General features: G+C 63.9%; 19 protein-coding genes. 10 read left to right on the top strand and 9 right to left on the bottom strand.

The features are described 5' to 3' along the window. Positions 1-57: 57 nt before the first annotated feature. The 5 genes from BN2476_RS46350 to recG all read right to left on the bottom strand — a co-directional run bounded on the left by BN2476_RS46350 (position 58) and on the right by recG (position 5,590). On the bottom strand, positions 58-216 hold the full coding sequence (locus tag BN2476_RS46350; RefSeq protein WP_160111663.1) for a hypothetical protein: 159 nt from the start codon (positions 214-216) through the stop codon (positions 58-60). Positions 217-472: 256 nt separating this feature from the next. After that, complete coding sequence (locus BN2476_RS02470; protein WP_087732580.1) at positions 473-1,921, bottom strand: catalase; 1,449 nt, start codon at positions 1,919-1,921, stop codon at positions 473-475. A 65-nt stretch (positions 1,922-1,986) separates the two neighbouring features. Next, positions 1,987-2,121, bottom strand: coding sequence for a hypothetical protein (locus tag BN2476_RS49255; RefSeq protein WP_268957850.1), 135 nt, complete (start codon positions 2,119-2,121; stop codon positions 1,987-1,989). Positions 2,122-2,294: 173 nt separating this feature from the next. Next, positions 2,295-3,254, bottom strand: coding sequence for a LysR substrate-binding domain-containing protein (locus tag BN2476_RS02465; RefSeq protein WP_087732579.1), 960 nt, complete (start codon positions 3,252-3,254; stop codon positions 2,295-2,297). Positions 3,255-3,367: 113 nt separating this feature from the next. After that, entirely contained in the window at positions 3,368-5,590 is a 2,223-nt protein-coding gene (gene recG, locus BN2476_RS02460) for an ATP-dependent DNA helicase RecG (protein ID WP_087732578.1), read from the bottom strand. 238 nt (positions 5,591-5,828) lie between these two features. On the opposite strand from recG, the gene queA reads away from it, so the two are divergent. The 5 genes from queA to secF all read left to right on the top strand — a co-directional run bounded on the left by queA (position 5,829) and on the right by secF (position 11,898). After that, entirely contained in the window at positions 5,829-6,890 is a 1,062-nt protein-coding gene (gene queA, locus BN2476_RS02455) for a tRNA preQ1(34) S-adenosylmethionine ribosyltransferase-isomerase QueA (protein WP_087732577.1), read from the top strand. A 128-nt stretch (positions 6,891-7,018) separates the two neighbouring features. Further along, the gene (tgt, locus tag BN2476_RS02450) at positions 7,019-8,224 is read left to right on the top strand and encodes a tRNA guanosine(34) transglycosylase Tgt (protein ID WP_235850669.1); all 1,206 of its coding nucleotides are present in this window, start codon (positions 7,019-7,021) and stop codon (positions 8,222-8,224) included. Between the two features lie 209 nt (positions 8,225-8,433). Next, complete coding sequence (yajC, locus tag BN2476_RS02445) at positions 8,434-8,763, top strand: preprotein translocase subunit YajC (protein ID WP_012401902.1); 330 nt, start codon at positions 8,434-8,436, stop codon at positions 8,761-8,763. A gap of 120 nt (positions 8,764-8,883) precedes the next feature. Beyond that, the gene (secD, locus tag BN2476_RS02440; protein WP_087732576.1) at positions 8,884-10,929 is read left to right on the top strand and encodes a protein translocase subunit SecD; all 2,046 of its coding nucleotides are present in this window, start codon (positions 8,884-8,886) and stop codon (positions 10,927-10,929) included. Between the two features lie 18 nt (positions 10,930-10,947). After that, positions 10,948-11,898 carry a protein translocase subunit SecF gene (gene secF / locus BN2476_RS02435; RefSeq protein WP_087732575.1) on the top strand — a complete coding sequence of 317 codons (951 nt, stop codon included), beginning with the start codon at positions 10,948-10,950 and terminating at the stop codon, positions 11,896-11,898. 98 nt (positions 11,899-11,996) lie between these two features. On the opposite strand, the gene BN2476_RS02430 is transcribed toward secF, so the two are convergent. Further along, positions 11,997-13,274: an MFS transporter gene (locus tag BN2476_RS02430; protein ID WP_087732574.1), complete on the bottom strand. Its 1,278-nt coding sequence runs from the start codon at positions 13,272-13,274 to the stop codon at positions 11,997-11,999. A 68-nt stretch (positions 13,275-13,342) separates the two neighbouring features. Here BN2476_RS02430 and BN2476_RS45280 point away from each other — a divergent pair, with 68 nt between their 5' ends. Further along, positions 13,343-13,555, top strand: coding sequence for a hypothetical protein (locus tag BN2476_RS45280; RefSeq protein WP_143810884.1), 213 nt, complete (start codon positions 13,343-13,345; stop codon positions 13,553-13,555). Here the strand turns inward: BN2476_RS45280 and BN2476_RS02420 are convergent. The 3 genes from BN2476_RS02420 to BN2476_RS02410 are packed head-to-tail and all read right to left on the bottom strand — an operon-like array spanning position 13,545 to position 15,299. Beyond that, the gene (locus BN2476_RS02420; RefSeq protein ID WP_087732572.1) at positions 13,545-14,114 is read right to left on the bottom strand and encodes a YceI family protein; all 570 of its coding nucleotides are present in this window, start codon (positions 14,112-14,114) and stop codon (positions 13,545-13,547) included. The genes BN2476_RS45280 and BN2476_RS02420 overlap by 11 nt on opposite strands. Before the next feature lie 40 nt (positions 14,115-14,154). Then, positions 14,155-14,718 carry a YceI family protein gene (locus tag BN2476_RS02415; RefSeq protein WP_087732571.1) on the bottom strand — a complete coding sequence of 188 codons (564 nt, stop codon included), beginning with the start codon at positions 14,716-14,718 and terminating at the stop codon, positions 14,155-14,157. A gap of 8 nt (positions 14,719-14,726) precedes the next feature. Then, positions 14,727-15,299 (bottom strand): cytochrome b, encoded by a 573-nt coding sequence (locus BN2476_RS02410; RefSeq protein ID WP_087732570.1) that lies wholly within the window; start codon positions 15,297-15,299, stop codon positions 14,727-14,729. Positions 15,300-15,707: 408 nt separating this feature from the next. On the opposite strand from BN2476_RS02410, the gene BN2476_RS02405 reads away from it, so the two are divergent. From BN2476_RS02405 to BN2476_RS02390, 4 genes are all read left to right on the top strand, one after another. Beyond that, positions 15,708-16,436 (top strand): paraquat-inducible protein A, encoded by a 729-nt coding sequence (locus BN2476_RS02405; protein WP_087732569.1) that lies wholly within the window; start codon positions 15,708-15,710, stop codon positions 16,434-16,436. Between the two features lie 7 nt (positions 16,437-16,443). Beyond that, the gene (locus BN2476_RS02400; RefSeq protein ID WP_087732667.1) at positions 16,444-17,112 is read left to right on the top strand and encodes a paraquat-inducible protein A; all 669 of its coding nucleotides are present in this window, start codon (positions 16,444-16,446) and stop codon (positions 17,110-17,112) included. Then, on the top strand, positions 17,109-18,749 hold the full coding sequence (locus BN2476_RS02395; RefSeq protein ID WP_087732568.1) for a PqiB family protein: 1,641 nt from the start codon (positions 17,109-17,111) through the stop codon (positions 18,747-18,749). The genes BN2476_RS02400 and BN2476_RS02395 overlap by 4 nt, the downstream gene beginning before the upstream one ends. Beyond that, positions 18,746-19,450, top strand: a 705-nt coding sequence (locus BN2476_RS02390) for a PqiC family protein (protein WP_143810888.1), incomplete at its 3' end; no start/stop codon positions are given. The genes BN2476_RS02395 and BN2476_RS02390, both read left to right, overlap by 4 nt.

The raw sequence follows: 19,450 nt of genomic DNA, 5'->3' as shown, positions 1-19,450 counted from the left end.
ACGCAATACCTCGCCGATGCGCCCGCTCGGACCGCGGATGGCCATGCGCGCGGTTCGTCATCGGCTGATTGCGTGCAGCAGATTCGCGACGATCACCGCGTACCCGCTGCTGACGATCGCGAGCCCTGCGAGCTTCTGAAAAAGCATGGGGCCGCGAACCTGTTGCGCTACGTTGCCGGCGCCGTGGCCGACTGCGTTCATCACCATCTGAACCATGATCTTTCTCCTGTCCTGTCGACCAGAGTTGGCGCTTTAGCTGTCGGTTGGAGTTAATGCTTCAGCACTTACTCCAGCCCCATGCAGAGCACTTACTCTGGTCCCATGCAAAGCTGTCGACCAGAGTTGGCGCTTTAGCCGTCGGTTGGAGTTAGTGCTTCAGCACCCACTCCAGCCTCATGCAGAGCACTCATTCTGGTCCCATACAACATCGTTGCCTTGACGCGAGCGGCTCAATCACCGCTCGCCCAACGCCTCACTTCGCCTTCGCGAGCGCCTCGATGGCCGCGACCACGCCGTCCGCATACGCCGGATCGATCTTGCGGAAGTGCTCGACCTGGCGCGCGACGATGTCCGCCGGCACGCCCTCGATCGCCCGCGCGATATTGGCGAAAAGACGCTCGCGCTGGCCCGCATCAAAGATCCTGAAGAGGGCTGCCGGCTGGCTGTAGTAGTCCTCGTCCTCACGATGGTTGTAGCGATCGACGTTGACCGCTGCGAGCGGCGGCTCGATCGCGTTGCGGTCCTGCGCGAAGTCGCCGAAGCGGTTCGGCTCGTAGTTCACGTTGCCGCCGAGGTTGCCGTCCGTGCGCATGCCGCCGTCGCGATGGAACGAACGCACATTCGGCGCACGCGACGCGTTCACGGGAATCAGATGGTGATTCACGCCAAGGCGATAGCGCTGCGTGTCGCCGTACGAGAACAGGCGGCCCTGCAACAGACGGTCCGGCGAGAAGCCGATGCCCGGCACCACGTTGGCCGGCGTGAACGCAGCCTGCTCGACGTCCGCGAAGTAGTTCTGCGCGTTGCGGTTCAACTCGATCACGCCGACGTCGATCAGCGGATAGTCCTTGTACGGCCACACTTTCGTGATGTCGAACGGGTTGTAGCGATACGCCGCCGCGTCCGCTTCGGGCATCACCTGAATCTGGAAGCGCCACTTCGGGAAGTTGCCGCTGTCGATCGACCCGATCAGATCGCGCTGCGCGCTCTCGCGGTCGCTCGCGACAACCTGTGCGGCTTCTTCGTCGGTGTAGTTCTCGATGCCCTGCATCGACTTGAAGTGGAACTTCACCCAGAAGCGCTCGTCGTTCGCGTTGATGAACGAGAACGTGTGCGAGCCGAAGCCGTGCATCTGCCGATAGTTCTTCGGAATACCGCGATCGCTCATCACGATCGTCACCTGATGCAGCGACTCGGGATGACGCGAGAAGAAGTCCCACGCGTTCGTCGCGCTGCGCATGTTCGTGTACGGATCGCGCTTTTGCGTGTGAATGAAGTCCGGAAACTTCAGCGGATCGCGGATGAAGAACACGGGCGTGTTGTTGCCGACGACGTCCCAGTTTCCCTCTTCCGTGTAGAACTTGATCGAGAAGCCGCGCACGTCGCGCTCGGCGTCCGCGGCGCCACGCTCGCCCGCGACCGTCGAAAAGCGCATGAAAAGCGGCGTTTCCTTGCCGACTTCCGAGAACACCTTGGCCTTCGTGTAGCGCGAGATGTCGTGCGTCACCGTCAACGTGCCGAACGCGCCCGAACCCTTCGCGTGAACGCGGCGCTCGGGAATCACTTCGCGGTCGAAGTGCGCGAGCTTTTCGATCAGCCACACGTCCTGCAACGCGACGGGGCCGCGCGGGCCTGCCGTCAGCGAGTTCTGGTTGTCGGCGACGGGTGCGCCCGAGGCGCTCGTGAGATTGCGTTCAGACATATCTGTTCTCCTTGCTAGTTCTGGCGAATGCCGTCTTGGGGAATTCGAATAAGAGGAAAAGCGTGTCAGGCAGCCAGCGCGCGATCGACGAGCAGTGCAAACGCGACGATCCTGAAGCTGGACGCGGCATTCACCGCAGGGGCCGCTTGCTGCGGCGACGGGGAAACAGACGGGATCAACGACGACGTAGATGACTGCATGATTCCTCCCATTTGTTGTGACGGATCTCGGCGACCCATGGAGGAATCTTATTAAAAACTATCGAATACGACGATTTGATTAATTTTATGTATTCAATAGTCTCCGCCTCATGCAGAAGGCGGCGGCTGGCGGGCGGCGCATCCCGACGAACGGGATGCGTCAGCAAAGACTCTTAGTTGACGGCTGCGGGCAGATCGAGCTTCTTCACGCCCGGCAGATCGCACGCGGCGACGGCGTCGCAGATCGCGTCGATGGCGGGCATCCGCGTGAAGCTCTTGCGCCATGCGAGCACGACGCGGCGATCCGGCACCGGGTCGTCGAACGGCACGTAGCTGAGCAGCCCCGAATCGACGCCGCCCGCGTGCGCCTTCACTTCATGCACCGACATGCGCGGCAGCACGGTAATGCCGACGCCGCTCGCGACCATATGCCGGATCGTTTCCAGCGACGAGCCTTCGAACGTCTTCTGGATGCCGTCCGCGTTCTGCGAGAAGCGCATCAATTCCGGACACACGCCAAGCACGTGATCGCGGAAGCAGTGCCCGCTGCCGAGCAGCAGCATCGTTTCCTGCTTCAGGTCGGTCGGATCGATCTTGTGGCGCGACTCCCACGCGTGTCCCGACGGCAGCGCGACGACGAACGGCTCGTCGTACAGCGGACGCAGCATCAGACCCGTTTCCGGAAACGGCAGCGCCATGATCGCGACATCGATCTCACCCTGCTTGAGCAGTTCGATCAGCTTGAGCGTGTAATTTTCCTGCAGCATCAGCGGCATCTGCGGGACGCGCTTGATCATCTGCTTGACGAGCGTGGGCAGCAGGTACGGTCCGATCGTGTAGATGACGCCGAGGCGCAGCGGCCCGACGAGCGGGTCCTTGCCCTGCTTCGCGATTTCCTTGATCGCGAGCGTCTGCTCGAGCACGCGCTGCGCCTGCGTGACGATCTGCTCGCCAATCGGCGTAACGCTGACTTCGCTCGTGCCGCGTTCGAAGATCTGCACGTTCAGTTCGTCTTCGAGCTTCTTGATCGCGACCGACAACGTCGGCTGGCTCACGAAACACGCTTCCGCCGCTCGGCCGAAATGGCGCTCGCGGGCAACGGCGACGATATATTTCAGTTCTGTGAGGGTCATTGGGGACCAATCAGGGCGATAGATTCGATAGGTTTCTGTTATACACCTATGGGGCCAATTCGCCAACCTTCAAGCCGCCTTCACTTGTGCTGCGGCGCGCAAGCGCTTCCCCGTCACGCCTTCAGATACTGCTCGCGCGTATTCAGCCAGCGCAAAAGATGCTGCGTGACGACGTTCGGATACTGCGCAAGCAGCGTCGCGGCCGCTTCGCGCGCCGGTTCGATCAGCCAGCCGTCGTTTTCGAGATCCGCGAAACGCAGCATCGCGGCGCCCGACTGGCGCGCGCCGAGAAATTCTCCGGGGCCGCGAATTTCCAGGTCGCGACGGGCGATTTCGAAGCCATCGGTGGTTTCGCGCATCGTCTGCAGCCGCGCGCGCGCCGTCATCGACAGCGGCCCCGAATACATCAGCACGCACACCGACGCCGCGCTGCCGCGCCCGACCCGTCCGCGCAGTTGGTGCAACTGCGCGAGCCCGAAGCGTTCCGCGTGCTCGATCACCATCAGCGACGCATTCGGCACGTCGACGCCCACTTCAATCACCGTCGTCGCGACGAGCAACTGCACTTCGTTGCGGGTGAACGCGTCCATCACGGCCGCTTTCTCGACGGGCGTCAGGCGTCCGTGCACGAGGCCGACCTTCAGCTCCGGCAGTGCGGCGACAAGCGTTTCGTACGTTTCGACGGCCGTCTGCAATTGCAGCGTTTCGCTTTCCTCGATCAACGGACAGACCCAGTACACCTGGCGCCCCGTCAACGCTGCTTCGCGCACGCGGCCGATCACTTCGTCGCGGCGTCCGTCGGACACCAGCTTGGTCAGGATCGGCGTGCGGCCCGGCGGCAGTTCGTCGATCGTCGATACGTCGAGGTCCGCGTAGTACGTCATCGCGAGCGTGCGCGGGATCGGCGTCGCGGACATCATCAGCTGATGCGGCTGGAAGTCGCGCGCGCCGTCGGCGGCGTTCTGGGCTTTCGCGCGCAGCGCAAGCCGCTGCTCGACGCCGAAGCGATGCTGTTCGTCGACGATCACGAGGCCGAGCCGCGCGAATTCGACCGCGTCCTGAATGATCGCGTGCGTTCCAATCACGAGTTGCGCGGTGCCGAGCGCCGCCGCTTCGAGCGCACTGCGCTTTTCCTTCGTCTTGAGGCTGCCCGCGAGCCACGCAACGGTCACGCCGAGCGGCTCCAGCCAGCCGCGCAGCTTGCGCGCGTGCTGTTCGGCGAGGATCTCCGTGGGCGCCATCATTGCGGCCTGATAACCGGCGTCGATGGCCTGAGCGGCCGCGAGCGCCGCGACGATCGTCTTGCCGCTGCCGACGTCGCCCTGCAACAGACGTTGCATCGGATGCGGCTGCGTCAGATCGTGTGCGATCTCCGCGCTCACGCGCTGCTGCGCGCCCGTCAGCGCAAACGGCAGCGCCTTCAACAGACGCGCGACAAGCGATGCGTCGTCGGCAGGCGAACGGCGCGGCATCGCGGGCGCGGCGCGCGTGCGGCGCTCTTCGTGCGCGCGCTTGAGCGACATCTGTTGCGCGAGCAGTTCCTCGAACTTGATGCGCGTCCACGCGGGATGCGTGCCGTCGATCAGCGCCGTTTCGTCGGCATGTGAAGTGGGATGGTGCAGCGTGCGCACGGCGTCCATCAGCTGCGGCACGTCGAGCGGCTGCAAATATTGCCGCGCGACGGGCTCGGGCAACAGCTCCGGCAACGACGTGCGCGACAGCGCGTTGTCGATCGCCTTGCGCAGATACGCCTGCGAAACGCCCGCCGTGCTCGGATAGACGGGCGTGAGCGCTCGCGGCAGCGGCGTGTCTTCATCGACGACGCGCACCGCGGGATGCACCATCTCCATCCCGAAGAAGCCGCCGCGCACGTCGCCGCGCACACGCAGCCGCACGCCGACCGACATCTGCTTGACCTGCGAGCCGTAGAAATTGAGGAAGCGCAGGATCAGCTCGTCGCCCGCGTCGTCGCGCATCTTCACCAGCAACTGGCGGCGCGGCCGGTACGCGATCTCGTTGTCGAACACGACGCCTTCCGTTTGCGCGACTCCGCCGGGCAGCAGTTCGCCGACCGGCGTCAGCGAGGTTTCGTCCTCGTAGCGCATAGGCAGATGCAGCACGAGGTCGATGTCGCGCGTGAGGCCGAGCTTCGCGAGCTTGTCGGCTGTCTTGGCGAGCGTGGGCTTTTTCGCGGCGGGCTTCTTCGCGTCTTGAGCGTCGGGCACAGCGGGGTCCTGAGCCGCGTCCGCGCCCGCCTTGCTCCGCGCGGCGCGGCGCTTCTTCGGAGCGTCTGCGTCGTCGGTGTCGAGGGGTGAACGGCTATCGGACAAAGGCATGAGTCGCTTCGCAAGTACAATAACGGCTTCAGAAGTTTGGCGGCCAGCGCGCGCCAGTCGGGCACGCATGCATGACCGCTGCGGCAATGTCCCGCAATCATAGCCGCTCGACGGCCGCCGGCGTACCCGCTATGGATCGAGTCGTCGATCCCGTCGCCCGGCCGGCTTCGTTTCAGCCCTGTTCCGTCCGAGACGGCAATCCAGTTTCATATCGCATCAGCGCATCACATCAGTCCGCATGTTCACGCTTTCCGATTTCGATTTCGACCTGCCGCCCGAGTTGATCGCGCAAGTCGCCTTGCCCGAGCGCAGCGCGAGCCGTCTGCTCGAAGTGAATGGGCAGACGAAGCCCGCGACGTTCGCGGACCGCCATTTCGCCGAGCTGCCCGAGCTCGTCGACGCCGGCGATCTGCTCGTATTCAACGATACCAAAGTGCTGAAGGCGCGGTTCCTCGGCCAGAAGGCCAGTGGCGGCAAGATCGAAGTCCTCGTCGAGCGTCTGACGGGCGAGCGCACCGCGCTCGCGCAGATCCGCGCGAGCAAGAGCCCGGGGCCGGGCACGACGCTGCGTCTCGCCGACGCGTTCGAGGTCACGGTGGGCGAGCGCGTCGAGCCGTTCTACACGCTGCACTTCCCGGGCGACTGCCTGACGCTCATCGAGCAATACGGCCGTCTGCCGCTGCCACCGTATATCGAGCACGACCCCGACGCTTTCGACGAAACGCGCTATCAGACGGTGTACGCGCAAAACCCGGGCGCCGTCGCCGCGCCCACGGCCGGCCTGCATTTCGACGACTCGATCTTCGCGCGGCTCGACGAAAAAGGCGTCGAGCGCGCGACGCTCACGCTGCACGTCGGCGCGGGCACGTTCCAGCCGGTACGCGTCGACAACATCGCCGAGCACAAGATGCATAGCGAGTGGTATCAGTTGCCGCAGTCGCTGGTCGACAGGATCACGGCGACGAAGGCGCGTGGCAATCGCGTGATCGCGGTGGGCACGACGTCGATGCGCGCGCTCGAAGCCGCCGCGCGCGACGCCGAAGCCGCGGGCCGCCCGCTTGCCGCGACGAGCGCCGACACGGATATTTTCATCACGCCGGGCTACAGGTTTCGCGTGGTCGACCGGCTGGTGACGAATTTCCATTTGCCAAAGTCGACGCTGCTGATGCTCGTGTCCGCGTTCGCGGGCATCGAGACGATACGCGCGGCGTATCGGCATGCAATCGAGGAGCGCTACCGCTTTTTCAGCTACGGCGACGCGATGCTGCTCACGCGCAGCGACGACGCGCTGAACGCATAATCCATCACCGCCGCCGGCAATCTTCTGGCGGCGTTTATCATCTGCGCCGGACTGTTTAGCTTTGCATGGGACCGGAGTAAGCGCTAAAGCGCTAACTCCGGCTCGACACGGTAGCAAAGGAGTATTCAATGACCGACGGTCACAACAACGCTGCACGCGCGGACCACGTCGCCTACCTTGGCGACCACGTTCGCCCCGACAACGGCCTGAAGTTCGAGCTGCTGAAAACCGACGGCCAGGCGCGCCGCGGACGTCTGACGCTCAATCACGGCGTGATCGAAACGCCGATCTTCATGCCCGTCGGCACGTACGGCACCGTGAAGGCGATCCAGCCGCGCGAGCTCGAAGAAATCCGCGCGCAGATCATCCTCGGCAACACGTTTCACCTGTGGCTGCGCCCCGGTCTCGAAACGATCGCGGCGCACGGCGGCCTGCACGGCTTCATGGGCTGGAAGCGGCCGATTCTCACCGATTCGGGCGGCTTTCAGGTCTTCTCGCTCGGCGATCTGCGCAAGATCACCGAAGACGGCGTGACGTTCGCGTCGCCGATCAACGGCGACAAGCTGTTCCTGTCGCCGGAAGTGTCGATGCAGATCCAGAAGGTGTTGAACTCGGACATCGTGATGCAGTTCGACGAATGCACGCCCTATGCGACCAACGACGTGCCGACGTCGCACGAGGACGCCGCCGACTCGATGCGCATGTCGATGCGCTGGGCGAAGCGCTCGATCGACGAATTCAACCGGCTCGGCAATCCGAACGCGCTCTTCGGCATCGTCCAGGGCGGCATGTTCGAAGACCTGCGCGACGAGTCGCTCGCGGGGCTGTCGGAGATCGGCTTTCATGGCTTCGCGATCGGCGGGCTGTCCGTCGGCGAGCCGAAGGAAGACATGATGCGCGTGCTGAACCACATCGGCCCGAAGCTGCCCGCCGACAAGCCGCACTACCTGATGGGCGTCGGAACGCCGGAAGACCTCGTCGCGGGCGTCGCGGCGGGCGTCGACATGTTCGACTGCGTGATGCCGACCCGCAACGCGCGCAACGGCTGGCTCTTCACGCGCTACGGCGACATCAAGATCCGCAACGCGACGCACAAGAACTCGCTGCGCCCGCTCGACGAGCAATGCGGCTGCTACACGTGCCGCAACTTCACGCGCGGCTACCTGCACCATCTGCATCGCGTCGGTGAAATTCTCGGCGCGCAGTTGAACACGATCCACAACCTGCACTACTACCTCGAACTGATGCAGGAAATGCGCGATGCCATCGGCGCGCAGATGTTCGACACGTTCAAGAAGCTATTTCATGAAAACCGGGCGCGCGGGACGGACTAAAGTTAAACGAGGCGCGACGGAAGCACGTCGGGCGCCGCGCGAAAAGCATCCTCCCACATAGCGCAGCAGACATTACAATTTACTTTCGGAGAAACGCCCGAAACCCCTTGACAGCCTGTCAGGAAAACCTGTTCCGGGTGCCGTCCCGTAAATGGCCGGTGGTAGAATAACCGGCTGATTTTTTTGATTGTTATAACGGAGAGACCAACGTGTCGTTCATTTCCAATGCCTTCGCGCAAGGCAGTGCAGCAGGTGGCGCCGAATCGAGCCTGATGAGCTTCCTGCCGTTGATTCTGATGTTCGCGGTGCTCTACTTCATCATGATTCGCCCGCAAATGAAGCGCCAGAAGGAACACCGCAACATGCTTGCCGCGATGGCGAAAGGCGACGAAGTGGTGACGAACGGCGGCATCGTCGGCAAGGTGACCAAGGTCGGCGAAGCCTATGTTGGCGTCGAAATCGCGGAAGGCACTGAAATCACCGTGCAGAAGGCGTCGGTCACGACCATTCTGCCGAAGGGCACCCTGAAGTCGCTGTAAGGCCTGCTCTCTCGCGTCCGGCGCGGCCTCGCGCCGGTCGAAGCCCGCCCAGGCGCTTCCGCTCGCCGCGCTCATCGCCGGACGCATCGCACTCAAGCCAACCTCCCGTTGGACCACTCCATGAATCGTTATCCCCTCTGGAAATATGTCGTGATGCTGGTGGCGCTCGTCATCGGCCTCGTGTACACGCTGCCCAATTTCTTCGGCGAAGCGCCGGCGGTGCAGGTGTCGAGCGGCAAGGCCACGGTGAAGCTCGATTCGGCCACGCTGTCGCTGGTCGAAGCGTCGCTCGCATCGAGCCAGATCAAGCCGGACGACGTCACGTTCGACAACTCCACGTTGAACGCGAACATTCGCGTGCGCGTGAAGGACACCGACACGCAGTTGCGCGTCAAGGACCTGCTGCAAAAGTCGCTCAATAGCGACCCGACCGATCCGCAGTACATCGTCGCGCTGAACCTGCAGAGCGCATCGCCGCACTGGCTAACGGCCCTGCACGCGCTGCCGATGTATCTCGGTCTGGACCTGCGCGGCGGCGTGCACTTCCTGCTGCAGGTCGACATGGCGGGCGCGCTGAACAAGAAGCTGGATTCGGACGCCTCGGATGCGCGCACGCTGTTGCGCGACAAGAACATCCGCGACGGCGGCGTGAATCGCGTCGGCCAGTCGGTCGTCGTCAATTTCGCGGACCAGAGTGCCGCGGAAAACGCGCTCACGCAACTGCAAGCGGGCGTGAACGAACTGCAGTGGGCCACGCAGCCGAACCCGAGCGGTGGCTTCCAGGTGGTGGGCACGTTCACGCCGGCCGTGCAGAAGACGGTGCAGGACGCGGCGCTCAAGCAGAACATCACGACGCTGCATAACCGCGTCAACGAACTCGGCGTGGCCGAGCCGGTGATCCAGCAGCAAGGCCCCGATCGCATCGTCGTCGAGCTGCCGGGCGTGCAGGACACGGCGAAGGCGAAGGACATCATCGGCCGGACGGCGACGCTCGAAGCGCGTCTCGCCGATCCGAACGGCCTGCATCCGAACCCGAGCGATCCCGTGCCGGCCGGCGACGAACTGTTCACGCAGGGCAACCAGGCACCCGTGCTGCTGCGCAAGGCCGTGATCTTCACGGGCGACCGCATCATCGACGCGTCGGCGGGCTTCGACGAGCACCAGCGTCCTTCCGTCAACATCCGTCTCGATTCGGCGGGCGGCCGCGCGGTGCGCAGCGTGTCGCGCGACAACATCGGCAAGCCGATGGCGATGGTGCTGTTCGAAAAGGGCAAGGGCGAAGTGCTGACGGTTGCGACGATCCAGTCGGAACTGGGCGACCGCTTCCAGATCACGGGCCAGCCGACGCCGCAAGCGGCAACGGACCTCGCGCTGCTGCTGCGCGCCGGCTCGCTCGCGGCGCCGATGGACATCATCGAAGAACGCACGATCGGCCCGAGCCTTGGCGCGGACAACATCAAGAAGGGCTTCGATTCCGTCGTCTACGGCTTCATCGCGATCGCGGCGTTCATGATCGCGTACTACATGCTGTTCGGCCTGATCTCGATGATCGGGCTGTCGGTGAACCTGCTGCTGCTGATCGCGATCCTGTCGATGCTGCAGGCCACGCTGACGCTGCCGGGCATCGCCGCTATCGCGCTCGCGCTCGGTATGGCGATCGACGCGAACGTGCTGATCAACGAGCGCGTGCGCGAAGAGCTGCGCAACGGCGCGCCGCCGCAACTGGCGATCCAGAACGGCTACGCGCACGCATGGGCGACGATTCTCGACTCGAACGTGACGACGCTGATCGCCGGTCTCGCGTTGCTTGCGTTCGGCTCGGGCCCGGTGCGCGGCTTTGCCGTCGTGCACTGTATCGGCATTCTGACGTCGATGTTCTCAGCCGTGTTCTTCTCGCGCGGTCTCGTGAACATGTGGTACGGCGGCAAGAAGAAGCTGAAGTCGCTGGCTGTCGGCCAGGTGTGGAAGCCCGCTGCCGCCGACGGCGCAACGGCTTACCTCGACAACGCCGACACGGACACCGACACGGCGCGCGCGATGGCGGCAACAACGGCGCCGAAGGCCAAGGCGAAGGCGCCCGCCGGCGCGCAAGCCCGCACCGGCAAGCCAACGCTGCGCAACCGCAACGCGCCGGGTGGCACGAAGAAACCGGGTTCATCCCGCTGAGTCCCGGAGACAGAGAACATGGAATTTTTCCGCATCCGTAAAGACATTCCGTTCATGCAGCGCGCGTTGATCTTCAACGCGATCTCGCTGCTGACGTTCATCGCCGCTGTGTTTTTCCTGCTGCATCGCGGGCTGCATCTTTCCGTGGAGTTCACGGGCGGCACGGTCATCGAAGTGCAGTATCCGGGCGCGGTGCCGCTCGAACCCGTGCGCGACACGCTGACGAAAATCGGCTACGGCGACGCGCAGGTGCAGAACTTCGGCACCTCGCGCGACGTGCTGATCCGTCTGCCGCTGAAGCAGGGGCTGACCTCGGCGCAGCAAAGCGATCAGGTGATGTCCGCGCTGAAGGGCCAGGACGCTAACGCGAAGCTGCAACGCGTCGAGTTCGTCGGTCCGCAGGTCGGCAAGGAGCTCGCGACCGACGGCCTGCTCGCGCTCGCGTGCGTGGTCGCCGGCATCGTGATCTATCTGTCGTTCCGCTTCGAGTGGAAGTACGCGATCGCGGGCGTGATCGCAAACCTGCACGACGTCGTGATCATTCTCGGCTTCTTCGCATTCTTCCAGTGGGAGTTCTCACTGTCGGTGCTGGCCGCCGTGCTCGCGGTGCTCGGCTACTCGGTGAACGAATCGGTGGTTATCTTCGACCGGATTCGCGAGACCTTCCGCCGCGAACGCAAGATGAGCGTGATGGAAGTGATCAACCACGCAATCACGAGCACGATGTCGCGTACGATCATCACGCACGGCTGTACGCAGATGATGGTGCTGTCGATGTTCCTGTTCGGCGGCCCGACGCTGCACTATTTCGCGCTCGCGCTGACGGTCGGCATTCTGTTCGGCATCTACTCGTCGGTGTTCGTCGCGGCGGCGCTGGCGATGTGGTTCGGCGTGAAGCGTGAAGACCTGCTGAAGGAAAAGAAGGAACGCCACGATCCGAACGATCCGAACGCAGGCGCGCAGGTTTGATCGGTAGCGTTTGAGACGTTCCGAAGCATAAACAAAAGGCCGGTTCGAAACTGAACCGGCCTTTGTCGTTTACGGCTGCGGCGTAGCGGTCAAAGCGATCATCTGAACCCGAGCTTGCGCCGCGCCGCCACCAGCGCGATCACGCTCACGACGGCCGCGAACATCAGATAAAAGCTCGGCGCGACCTTCGAATCCGTCGCGCGAATCAGCCACGCGATGATGAACGGGCCGAAACCGCCGAAGATCGTCACGGCGATGTTATAGGCGAGCGACATGCCCGTCGTGCGCGTCTGCACCGGGAAGATCTCCGACAGCAGGCCCGGCAGCGAGCCGAAATAGCCCGTCATCAGGAAGCCGAACACGATCTGCATCAGCATCAACGTGCCGAAGGTCGGATGCGCGACGAGATACGTGAACGCCGGCAGGATCAGCAGGAACAGCAGCACGGCGGGCACGAGCATGATCCGCACGCGCCCGTAGCGGTCCGACAGATGGCCGACGATCGGCGAGAACACCAGCTGGATCACGCCCACGAGCGAGATGGCCGCGAATGCAACGGAAGGCGCGAGGCCCAGTTGCTTGATCGCATAAGTCGGCATGAACAGCACGAGATACGTCGACACCGTTCCGAGCACGACGATGCCCATGCCGATGAAGAGCCTCGCCTTCTGGCTCGCGAACGTATCGCGGATCGGCGTCTGCGTGGTTTCGGCGGCGAGGAATTCGGGCGTTTCATCGAGCTTCGTGCGGATATACCACGCGACAGGCCCGATCAGCAGGCCGAAGAAGAACGGCACGCGCCAGCCCCATGCGCTCAGCTGTTCCGGCGACAGCTCGCCCGTCAGCACGACACCGAACAGTGCGGCCAGCAGCGTCGTCAAACCCTGGCTCGCGATCTGCCAGCTCGCGAAATAACCGCGCCGGCCCGGCACGTGCTCGGCGAGAAACGCTGTGGCGCTGCCGAACTCGCCGCCCGCCGAGAAGCCCTGCATCAGCCGCGCGACGACAAGAATCAGCGGCGCGGCGATTCCGATCGACTGCCAGGTCGGCAGCACGGCGATGATCAGCGTGCCCATCATCATCAGCGCGATCGACAGCGTGAGCGCGGCCTTGCGCCCTGCCCGGTCCGCATAGGCGCCGAGCACGATCGCGCCCAGCGGCCGCATGAAGAACGACACGCCGAACGTGCCGAGCGTCAGCAGCAGCGACACCGTATCGTTGCCCGCCGGAAAGAACAGCTTCGAAATGACGACGGCGAAAAACCCATAGACGACGAGATCGAACCATTCCAGCGCATTGCCGATCGATGCGGCAATCACGGTGCGCCACGTATCGGGACGACTTTGCGCCGCGCTCGCGGCTATCGTTGAACTCATTGCGGATCTCCAGGTGCGCGCGAGGTAGTCGTTGTCGTGGCAATCAGCGGAGATTGCCCGCTTCTGTCATGTTTGCCGGACTCGATGCGCGCACAACCGGTCCGGCGTCTGCCGTCACTATGTACCGCAAAAAAGCAATCTGCACGAGACGTGAAAGCGCCAGGGTGCTCACCGTCTCGCCTGTCATCATGAAGAAAAAAACCAATAAAAAAAACCGCTTCGCCGCGAATGCGGACGAAGCGGCTTGCACGCCGGTTCAGGCGAAAGCGCTTACTGCTTGATGCCTTCCGCCTGGATATGCAGCACCGTCTTCATGCTGAAACCATATTTGGTGCCGAAGTCCATTCCATAGTCCGCGCGGTTGAACTCGCCCTCCGCTTCCACACCGCACACTTCGCGCTTCAGCACGGGATGCTGGATGCATTTGAACGATTCGATCTTCAGGCTCAGCGGCTTCGTGACACCCCTCATCGTGAACTGGCCGTCCACGGCGACGGGCGTATCGCCATCGAACCTGACCGCCGTGCCTTTGTACGTTGCAGTCGGATACTTGGCGACGTCGAAGAAATCGGGCGAACGCAGATGCTCCTCGAGCTTCGTGTTGCCGATCTGGATCGATGATGTATCCACCGAGACGTCCACCGTGCCCGTCTTCGCTCCGCGATCGAGCGTCACCATGCCCGAGCTTTTCGTGAACTTGCCGCGCCACGTGGACACGCCGCCCATATGATCGGCTTCGAAGCTCGGATAGGTGTGCGTCGGATCGAGCTGATACGTATCGGCAGCAAACGCACCTGCCGCAATCGACGACGCCACTGCGCCGGCAACAATCAAAAGCATCGGTTTCACTTCATTCTCCTTTCTGTGTGCATGCGATGAATCACTTGCTCGCGGCGACGATGTGGAACTTGATCGTCACATCGTCCGCGACCACCGACGTATCCTTCCATTCGCCCGTGCCGATATCGAACTGCGAACGCTTGACGGACAGCGAGCCGTCGTAAACTTGCGCGGCGCCCTGCTTCGTCACCGTGACGGGCACGACGACCGTCTGCGACTTGCCCTTCATCGTCAGCTTGCCCGTGACCTTGAACTGGTTGGTGCCTGCGGGCGCGATCGCGCTGGATACAAAGGTCGCCGTCGGATACGTCTTCGAATCGAACCAATCCTTGCCGCGCACCTGCTCGTTGTAGCTTTCGTCGCCGAGATCGTAGCTCGACGTATCGATCGTGACCTGCGCACTACCCGACGTCGGCTTCGAAGAATCGAACGAGACTTGCGCGGTGAACTTGCCGAACTTGCCTTCGACGGGCACGTTCATCTGCTTCGACGTCACCGTGACCGTGCTCTTGCCCATGTCGACCTGCGCGAACGCAACACCCGACGCGGCCATCGATGCGGCAGCAAACGCAGCGAGCATGTAGCGATAGAACGAAACCTTCATGTTTATCCTTATTTGAGGAAAGGGATCATCCGCGACAGCAAACCGTCGCGATCGAACCATTGATGTTTGACGGCCGCCAGCATGTGCAGCACGACCAGCCCGAGAAGCGTGTAATTGAGCACGATGTGGACCGACTTCAGCACTTCCTTCAGGTGCGGATCGGGGGCGATCAGACGCGGCAGCGGCACGAGCCCGAGATAGACGACGGGCACGTTCGCCGCCGAGCTGAACAGATAGCCCGACACGGGAATCGCCACCATCAGCACATACAGCAGGAAATGCGTGAGATGCGCGATGCCGCGCTGCCAAGCGGCCATATGAGAGGGCATCGGCGGCACGGCATGCGTCGCGCGCCAGATGAGGCGCAGCACGACGAGCGCGAACACGGTCACGCCGATCCATTTGTGCCACGAGAAGTACTTGAGCTTGGTCGGCGTGAAGCCGGGGATGTCCGTCATCACCCATCCGAGCGCGAAGCCGCAGACAATCAGCAGCGCGATCAGCCAATGCAGCGCAATGGCCGTCGACGTGTACGACGAAGCCCGTGCGGAGAACGAACGAAGCGAAGAAGTGTGTGCCATGACAGAAACGACGCCAATCTGTAAGTAAAACGACGCAGTCGATGCCGTTATTCCGCCGCGTCCGACTTCGGCGCACCAACGGCTCGCGGCGCTAATCGTACCGCAAGCCGCTTCGGCTGGCTGGCGGCTTTGCACGCGGCGCGAAATTTGCTGTCGCGGTTTGAACCCATGAGCGCTGCATCTGTCGGACAAAGCCCGCGGCAAGCCGACGAACGTCAGTCCATTCGCCGGGCATCCGTCAGTGCACACCGACGGACGTCATCCATGCGAGCTTTGATACTATTGCCCCCAAGCCGTGCCGCGCGCCTCCCGCATGCCCTTTCACGCCGCATGCAACGCGCCGTAACCGGCCGTAAGGTCCAACCACAGACACGACGACACATCGCTTCCTGTTTTCCGATCGCCTGCATGGAACATGACCATCTGATTGCCTGTCACGAATGCGACGCGCTGTTCCAGAAACCCCGCCTCGGACGCAGGCGGACGGCGCGCTGCCCGCGATGCGGCGCGATCCTGTACGGGAGCGCGTCGGGACGGCTGGAAGGCATCACCGCGATGACAATGGCCGCGCTGATCACGTTCCTGATCGCGCAGGGCTTTCCGATCGTTGAGCTTGAAACCAACGGCATCACGTCGCAGACCAGCCTGATCGGCGCCATCGTCGCGCTGTGGAACGAAGACATGCAGATCGTCGCGGTAATGGTGCTCTGCTCGACGTTTCTTTTCCCGCTCACCGAACTGACGGCGCTGCTCTATCTGCTGATCCCCATTCGCGCCGGCATCGTGCCGCCCGGCTTCAACCAGGTGCTGCGCGCGATCCAGTTCGTGCGCCCGTGGGGCATGATCGAAGTGTTCATGCTCGGCGTGCTCGTGACGATCGTGAAAATGGTGAGTCTCGCGCGCGTGATCCCCGAGGCGGCGATGTTCGCGTTCGGCGCGCTCACGCTGATGTTCGTCGTGGTCGTCACCTTCGATCCGCGCACGCTGTGGGACGTCGCCGAAAGTCTCGGCGTGCTGGAGGCGCGGCGCGAGCGCCATGCGCGCGAAGGCGAAGGGGATGACGGCGATGCCGATCAGGCCGGACGCGACACAGGCAAACCCGGCGTCGATGGACCGGCCGCGCCGCACCAGGGATGACCGGCCGATGAAATACACGACGGCCTCGCGCGCCGGTCTCGTCGGCTGTCACGCGTGCTCGCGCGTGCAGATGCGTGTGCGCTCGAAAGAGCCGCAACGCTGCAATCGCTGCGGCGCGCTCCTGCACCGGCGTAACCCCGACAGCCTGATGCGCACCTGGGCGCTGCTGATCGCCGCCGCGGTGCTCTACATTCCCGCGAACCTGCTGCCCGTGATGCATACGGCATCGCTGCTCGGCGCGGAGGACGACACCATCATGAGCGGCGTCGTCTACTTCTGGACGTCGGGCGACTGGCCGCTTGCCGTCATTGTGTTCGTCGCGAGCATTCTCGTGCCGATGCTCAAGCTCACGGTGCTCGCGCTTCTGACCATCACCGCGCAGCGCCATTCGACGTGGCGTCCGCTCGAGCGCACGAAGCTCTACCGGATCGTCGAGCGCATCGGCCGCTGGTCGATGCTCGACATCTTCGTCATCACGCTGACGGTCGCGCTCGTGCGCTTCAAGTCGCTCGCCGTCATCACGGCGGGGCCGGGCGCGCTCGCGTTCGGATCGGTCGTGATCCTCACGATGATCGCGTCGATGCAGTTCGATCCGCGCCTCATCTGGGACGACGTGGACAAAGGCACAGGCGACGCAGCCCGCGCGAACCGCAATACTTCAGGACCCACCACATGAATAGCCCTCAAGAGCCGACGCCACCGGGCGGCGCGCCGCGCAGCGAGCCGCCCGTCCCCGAACCCGAGATCGTCACGAAACGCGGCTGGCTGCCTTCGCTCGTCTGGGTGATTCCGCTGATCGCGGCGCTGATCGGCGTCGGGCTCGTGGTGAAGTCGGTGCTCGAAAAGGGGCCGACCATCACGATCACCTTCGTCAGCGCGGAAGGGCTCGAGCCCGGCAAGACGAAGGTCAAGTACAAGGACGTCGACATCGGCTTCGTGAAGTCGATCAGGCTCGCGAAGAACCATTCGCGCGTCAACGTCGAGGTCCAGCTGACGAAGGAAGCCGAAGACTTTGCGGTGAAGGACAGCCGCTTCTGGGTCGTGCGTCCGCGCATCGGCGCAAGCGGCGTGTCGGGGCTCGGCACGCTGCTGTCGGGCGCGTATATCGGCGTGGACGGCGGCCGCTCGACCGAGACGCAGACACAGTTCGTCGGCCTCGAATCGCCGCCCGCCGTCACCGTCGACCAGAAAGGCCGCCAGTTCACGCTGCGCGGCGAATCGCTCGGCTCGATCGACATCGGCTCGCCCGTGTTCTACCGGCGCGTGCAGGTCGGCCAGGTGACGGGCTTTTCGCTCGACAAGGACGGCACGGGCGTAACCGTGCAGGTGTTCGTGAGCGCGCCGTTCGATCAGTACGTCGGCACGAACTCGCGCTGGTGGCACGCGAGCGGCGTCGATGTGCGGCTCGATTCGAGCGGCTTCAAGCTGAACACGCAGTCGCTCGCGACGGTGATCGTCGGCGGGCTCGCGTTCCAGTCGCCGCCGGGCCAAGCCGTCGGCGCGCAGGCGCCGAACAATATGGCGTTCCGCCTCGGCTCGGATGAAGGGGATGCGATGCGCGAGCCCGACGGCGTGCCCGTGCACGTCGTGATGAACTTCAACCAGTCGCTGCGCGGGCTGTCGCCCGGCGCGGCCGTCGATTTCCGCGGCATCGTGCTCGGCCAGGTGACGAACATCGGCGTCGAATACGATCCGCAGACGAAGAACTTCACGATGCCCGTCACGATGGATCTGTATCCCGACCGTCTGCGCCGCCGCACCAAGGGCCAGCCCGTGCCCGATACGGGCACGGAAGCGAGCCGCAAGATGCTGCAGGCGCTCGTCAAGCACGGCCTGCGCGGCCAGCTTCGCACCGGCAACCTGCTGACGGGCCAGCTGTATGTCGCGCTTGATCTGTTCCCGAAGGCGCCGCCCGCGACGTCCGACGTTTCGCGCGATCCGATCGAGCTGCCGACGATCCCGAACACGCTCGACGAACTGCAGCTGCAAGTCGCCGACATCGCGAAGAAGCTCGATCAGGTGCCGTTCGACCAGATCGGCAACAACCTGAACACCGCGCTGAAGAACGCCGACCAGCTCTTCACGCGGCTTGACAAGGAAGTCGTGCCGCAGGCGCGCGACACGCTTGCGGCCGCAAAGCAGACGTTCGGCTCGGCGGAGGCGACATTGCAGCAGGACTCGCCGCTGCAATCCGACGTGCATCAGGCGCTGCAGGAGCTGACGCGCACGCTGCAGTCGCTGAATGCGTTGTCCGACTATCTCGAACGCCATCCCGAATCGCTGCTGCGCGGTAAATCAGGAGACAAGCCATGACGTTTGCCCGCGTCCACCGAACGATGCGCGTCGCCGCGCTGGCGCTGTCCACCGCGCTGCTTGCGGCGCTCGCCGCGTGCTCGTCGCCTGCGAGCCGCTTCTATACGCTTTCCGCCGGCGATACGTCGCAGGACGCCGTGCGCACCGCGAGCAACCCTGCGTTTCTGATCGAAGTGCCGCCCGTCGACGTGCCGTCGCAAGTGGCGAAGAACCAGCTCGTCGTGCAGACGGGGCCAACCCAGGTGCAGGTGCTCGAACAGGAGCGCTGGGCGTCGCTGCCCGGCGACGAGATCCGCCGCGCTCTGTCCGGCTCGCTGACGCAGCAACTGGGTACGATCGACGTGTACGGCACGCCGTATCCCGATCGCGTGCCCGTGTACCGCATCAGCGTGAACGTGCAGCGCTTCGAGTCGTGGCCCGGCTCGCACGCACTGATCGACGCCGTGTGGAGCGTGCGCGCGGTGCGCACGCAGGCGGTGCTGACGTGCCGCAGCGTGATCGGCGAACCGGTGTCCGGCGGCTATGATGCGCTCGCCGAAGGCCATCGGCGCGCGGTTCAGCAGCTCTCGACGGAAATCGCGGCCGCCGTGCGCAATCTCGCGGCGGCACCGGCGCGCGGTGCGAGCGTGACGTGTCCGGCGTCGGCGGCCGGGCCGGCTGCTGCATCAGCGGCACCTTCGGCGCCTTCCGCACCTTCCGCA

Source organism: Paraburkholderia piptadeniae, from assembly GCF_900007165.1.
Lineage (GTDB): Bacteria > Pseudomonadota > Gammaproteobacteria > Burkholderiales > Burkholderiaceae > Paraburkholderia > Paraburkholderia piptadeniae.
The sequence above is the reverse complement of the archived record's forward strand: the minus strand, read 5'-3'. Positions and strand labels throughout refer to the sequence as shown.

Excerpts from the sequence above, each read along its gene's own strand:
- secD (WP_087732576.1), top strand. The coding sequence starts at position 8,884 with ATGAATCGTTATCCCCTCTGGAAATATGTCGTGATGCTGGTGGCGCTC.
- BN2476_RS02470 (WP_087732580.1), bottom strand. The coding sequence starts at position 1,921 with ATGTCTGAACGCAATCTCACGAGCGCCTCGGGCGCACCCGTCGCCGAC.
- BN2476_RS02395 (WP_087732568.1), top strand. The coding sequence starts at position 17,109 with ATGAATAGCCCTCAAGAGCCGACGCCACCGGGCGGCGCGCCGCGCAGC.
- BN2476_RS02420 (WP_087732572.1), bottom strand. The coding sequence starts at position 14,114 with ATGCTTTTGATTGTTGCCGGCGCAGTGGCGTCGTCGATTGCGGCAGGT.
- BN2476_RS46350 (WP_160111663.1), bottom strand. The coding sequence starts at position 216 with ATGGTTCAGATGGTGATGAACGCAGTCGGCCACGGCGCCGGCAACGTA.
- BN2476_RS02430 (WP_087732574.1), bottom strand. The coding sequence starts at position 13,274 with ATGAGTTCAACGATAGCCGCGAGCGCGGCGCAAAGTCGTCCCGATACG.
- BN2476_RS45280 (WP_143810884.1), top strand. The coding sequence starts at position 13,343 with ATGTTTGCCGGACTCGATGCGCGCACAACCGGTCCGGCGTCTGCCGTC.
- BN2476_RS02410 (WP_087732570.1), bottom strand. The coding sequence starts at position 15,299 with ATGGCACACACTTCTTCGCTTCGTTCGTTCTCCGCACGGGCTTCGTCG.
- secF (WP_087732575.1), top strand. The coding sequence starts at position 10,948 with ATGGAATTTTTCCGCATCCGTAAAGACATTCCGTTCATGCAGCGCGCG.
- BN2476_RS49255 (WP_268957850.1), bottom strand. The coding sequence starts at position 2,121 with ATGCAGTCATCTACGTCGTCGTTGATCCCGTCTGTTTCCCCGTCGCCG.
- BN2476_RS02400 (WP_087732667.1), top strand. The coding sequence starts at position 16,444 with ATGAAATACACGACGGCCTCGCGCGCCGGTCTCGTCGGCTGTCACGCG.
- BN2476_RS02415 (WP_087732571.1), bottom strand. The coding sequence starts at position 14,718 with ATGAAGGTTTCGTTCTATCGCTACATGCTCGCTGCGTTTGCTGCCGCA.
- queA (WP_087732577.1), top strand. The coding sequence starts at position 5,829 with ATGTTCACGCTTTCCGATTTCGATTTCGACCTGCCGCCCGAGTTGATC.
- BN2476_RS02405 (WP_087732569.1), top strand. The coding sequence starts at position 15,708 with ATGGAACATGACCATCTGATTGCCTGTCACGAATGCGACGCGCTGTTC.
- BN2476_RS02465 (WP_087732579.1), bottom strand. The coding sequence starts at position 3,254 with ATGACCCTCACAGAACTGAAATATATCGTCGCCGTTGCCCGCGAGCGC.
- recG (WP_087732578.1), bottom strand. The coding sequence starts at position 5,590 with ATGCCTTTGTCCGATAGCCGTTCACCCCTCGACACCGACGACGCAGAC.
- tgt (WP_235850669.1), top strand. The coding sequence starts at position 7,019 with ATGACCGACGGTCACAACAACGCTGCACGCGCGGACCACGTCGCCTAC.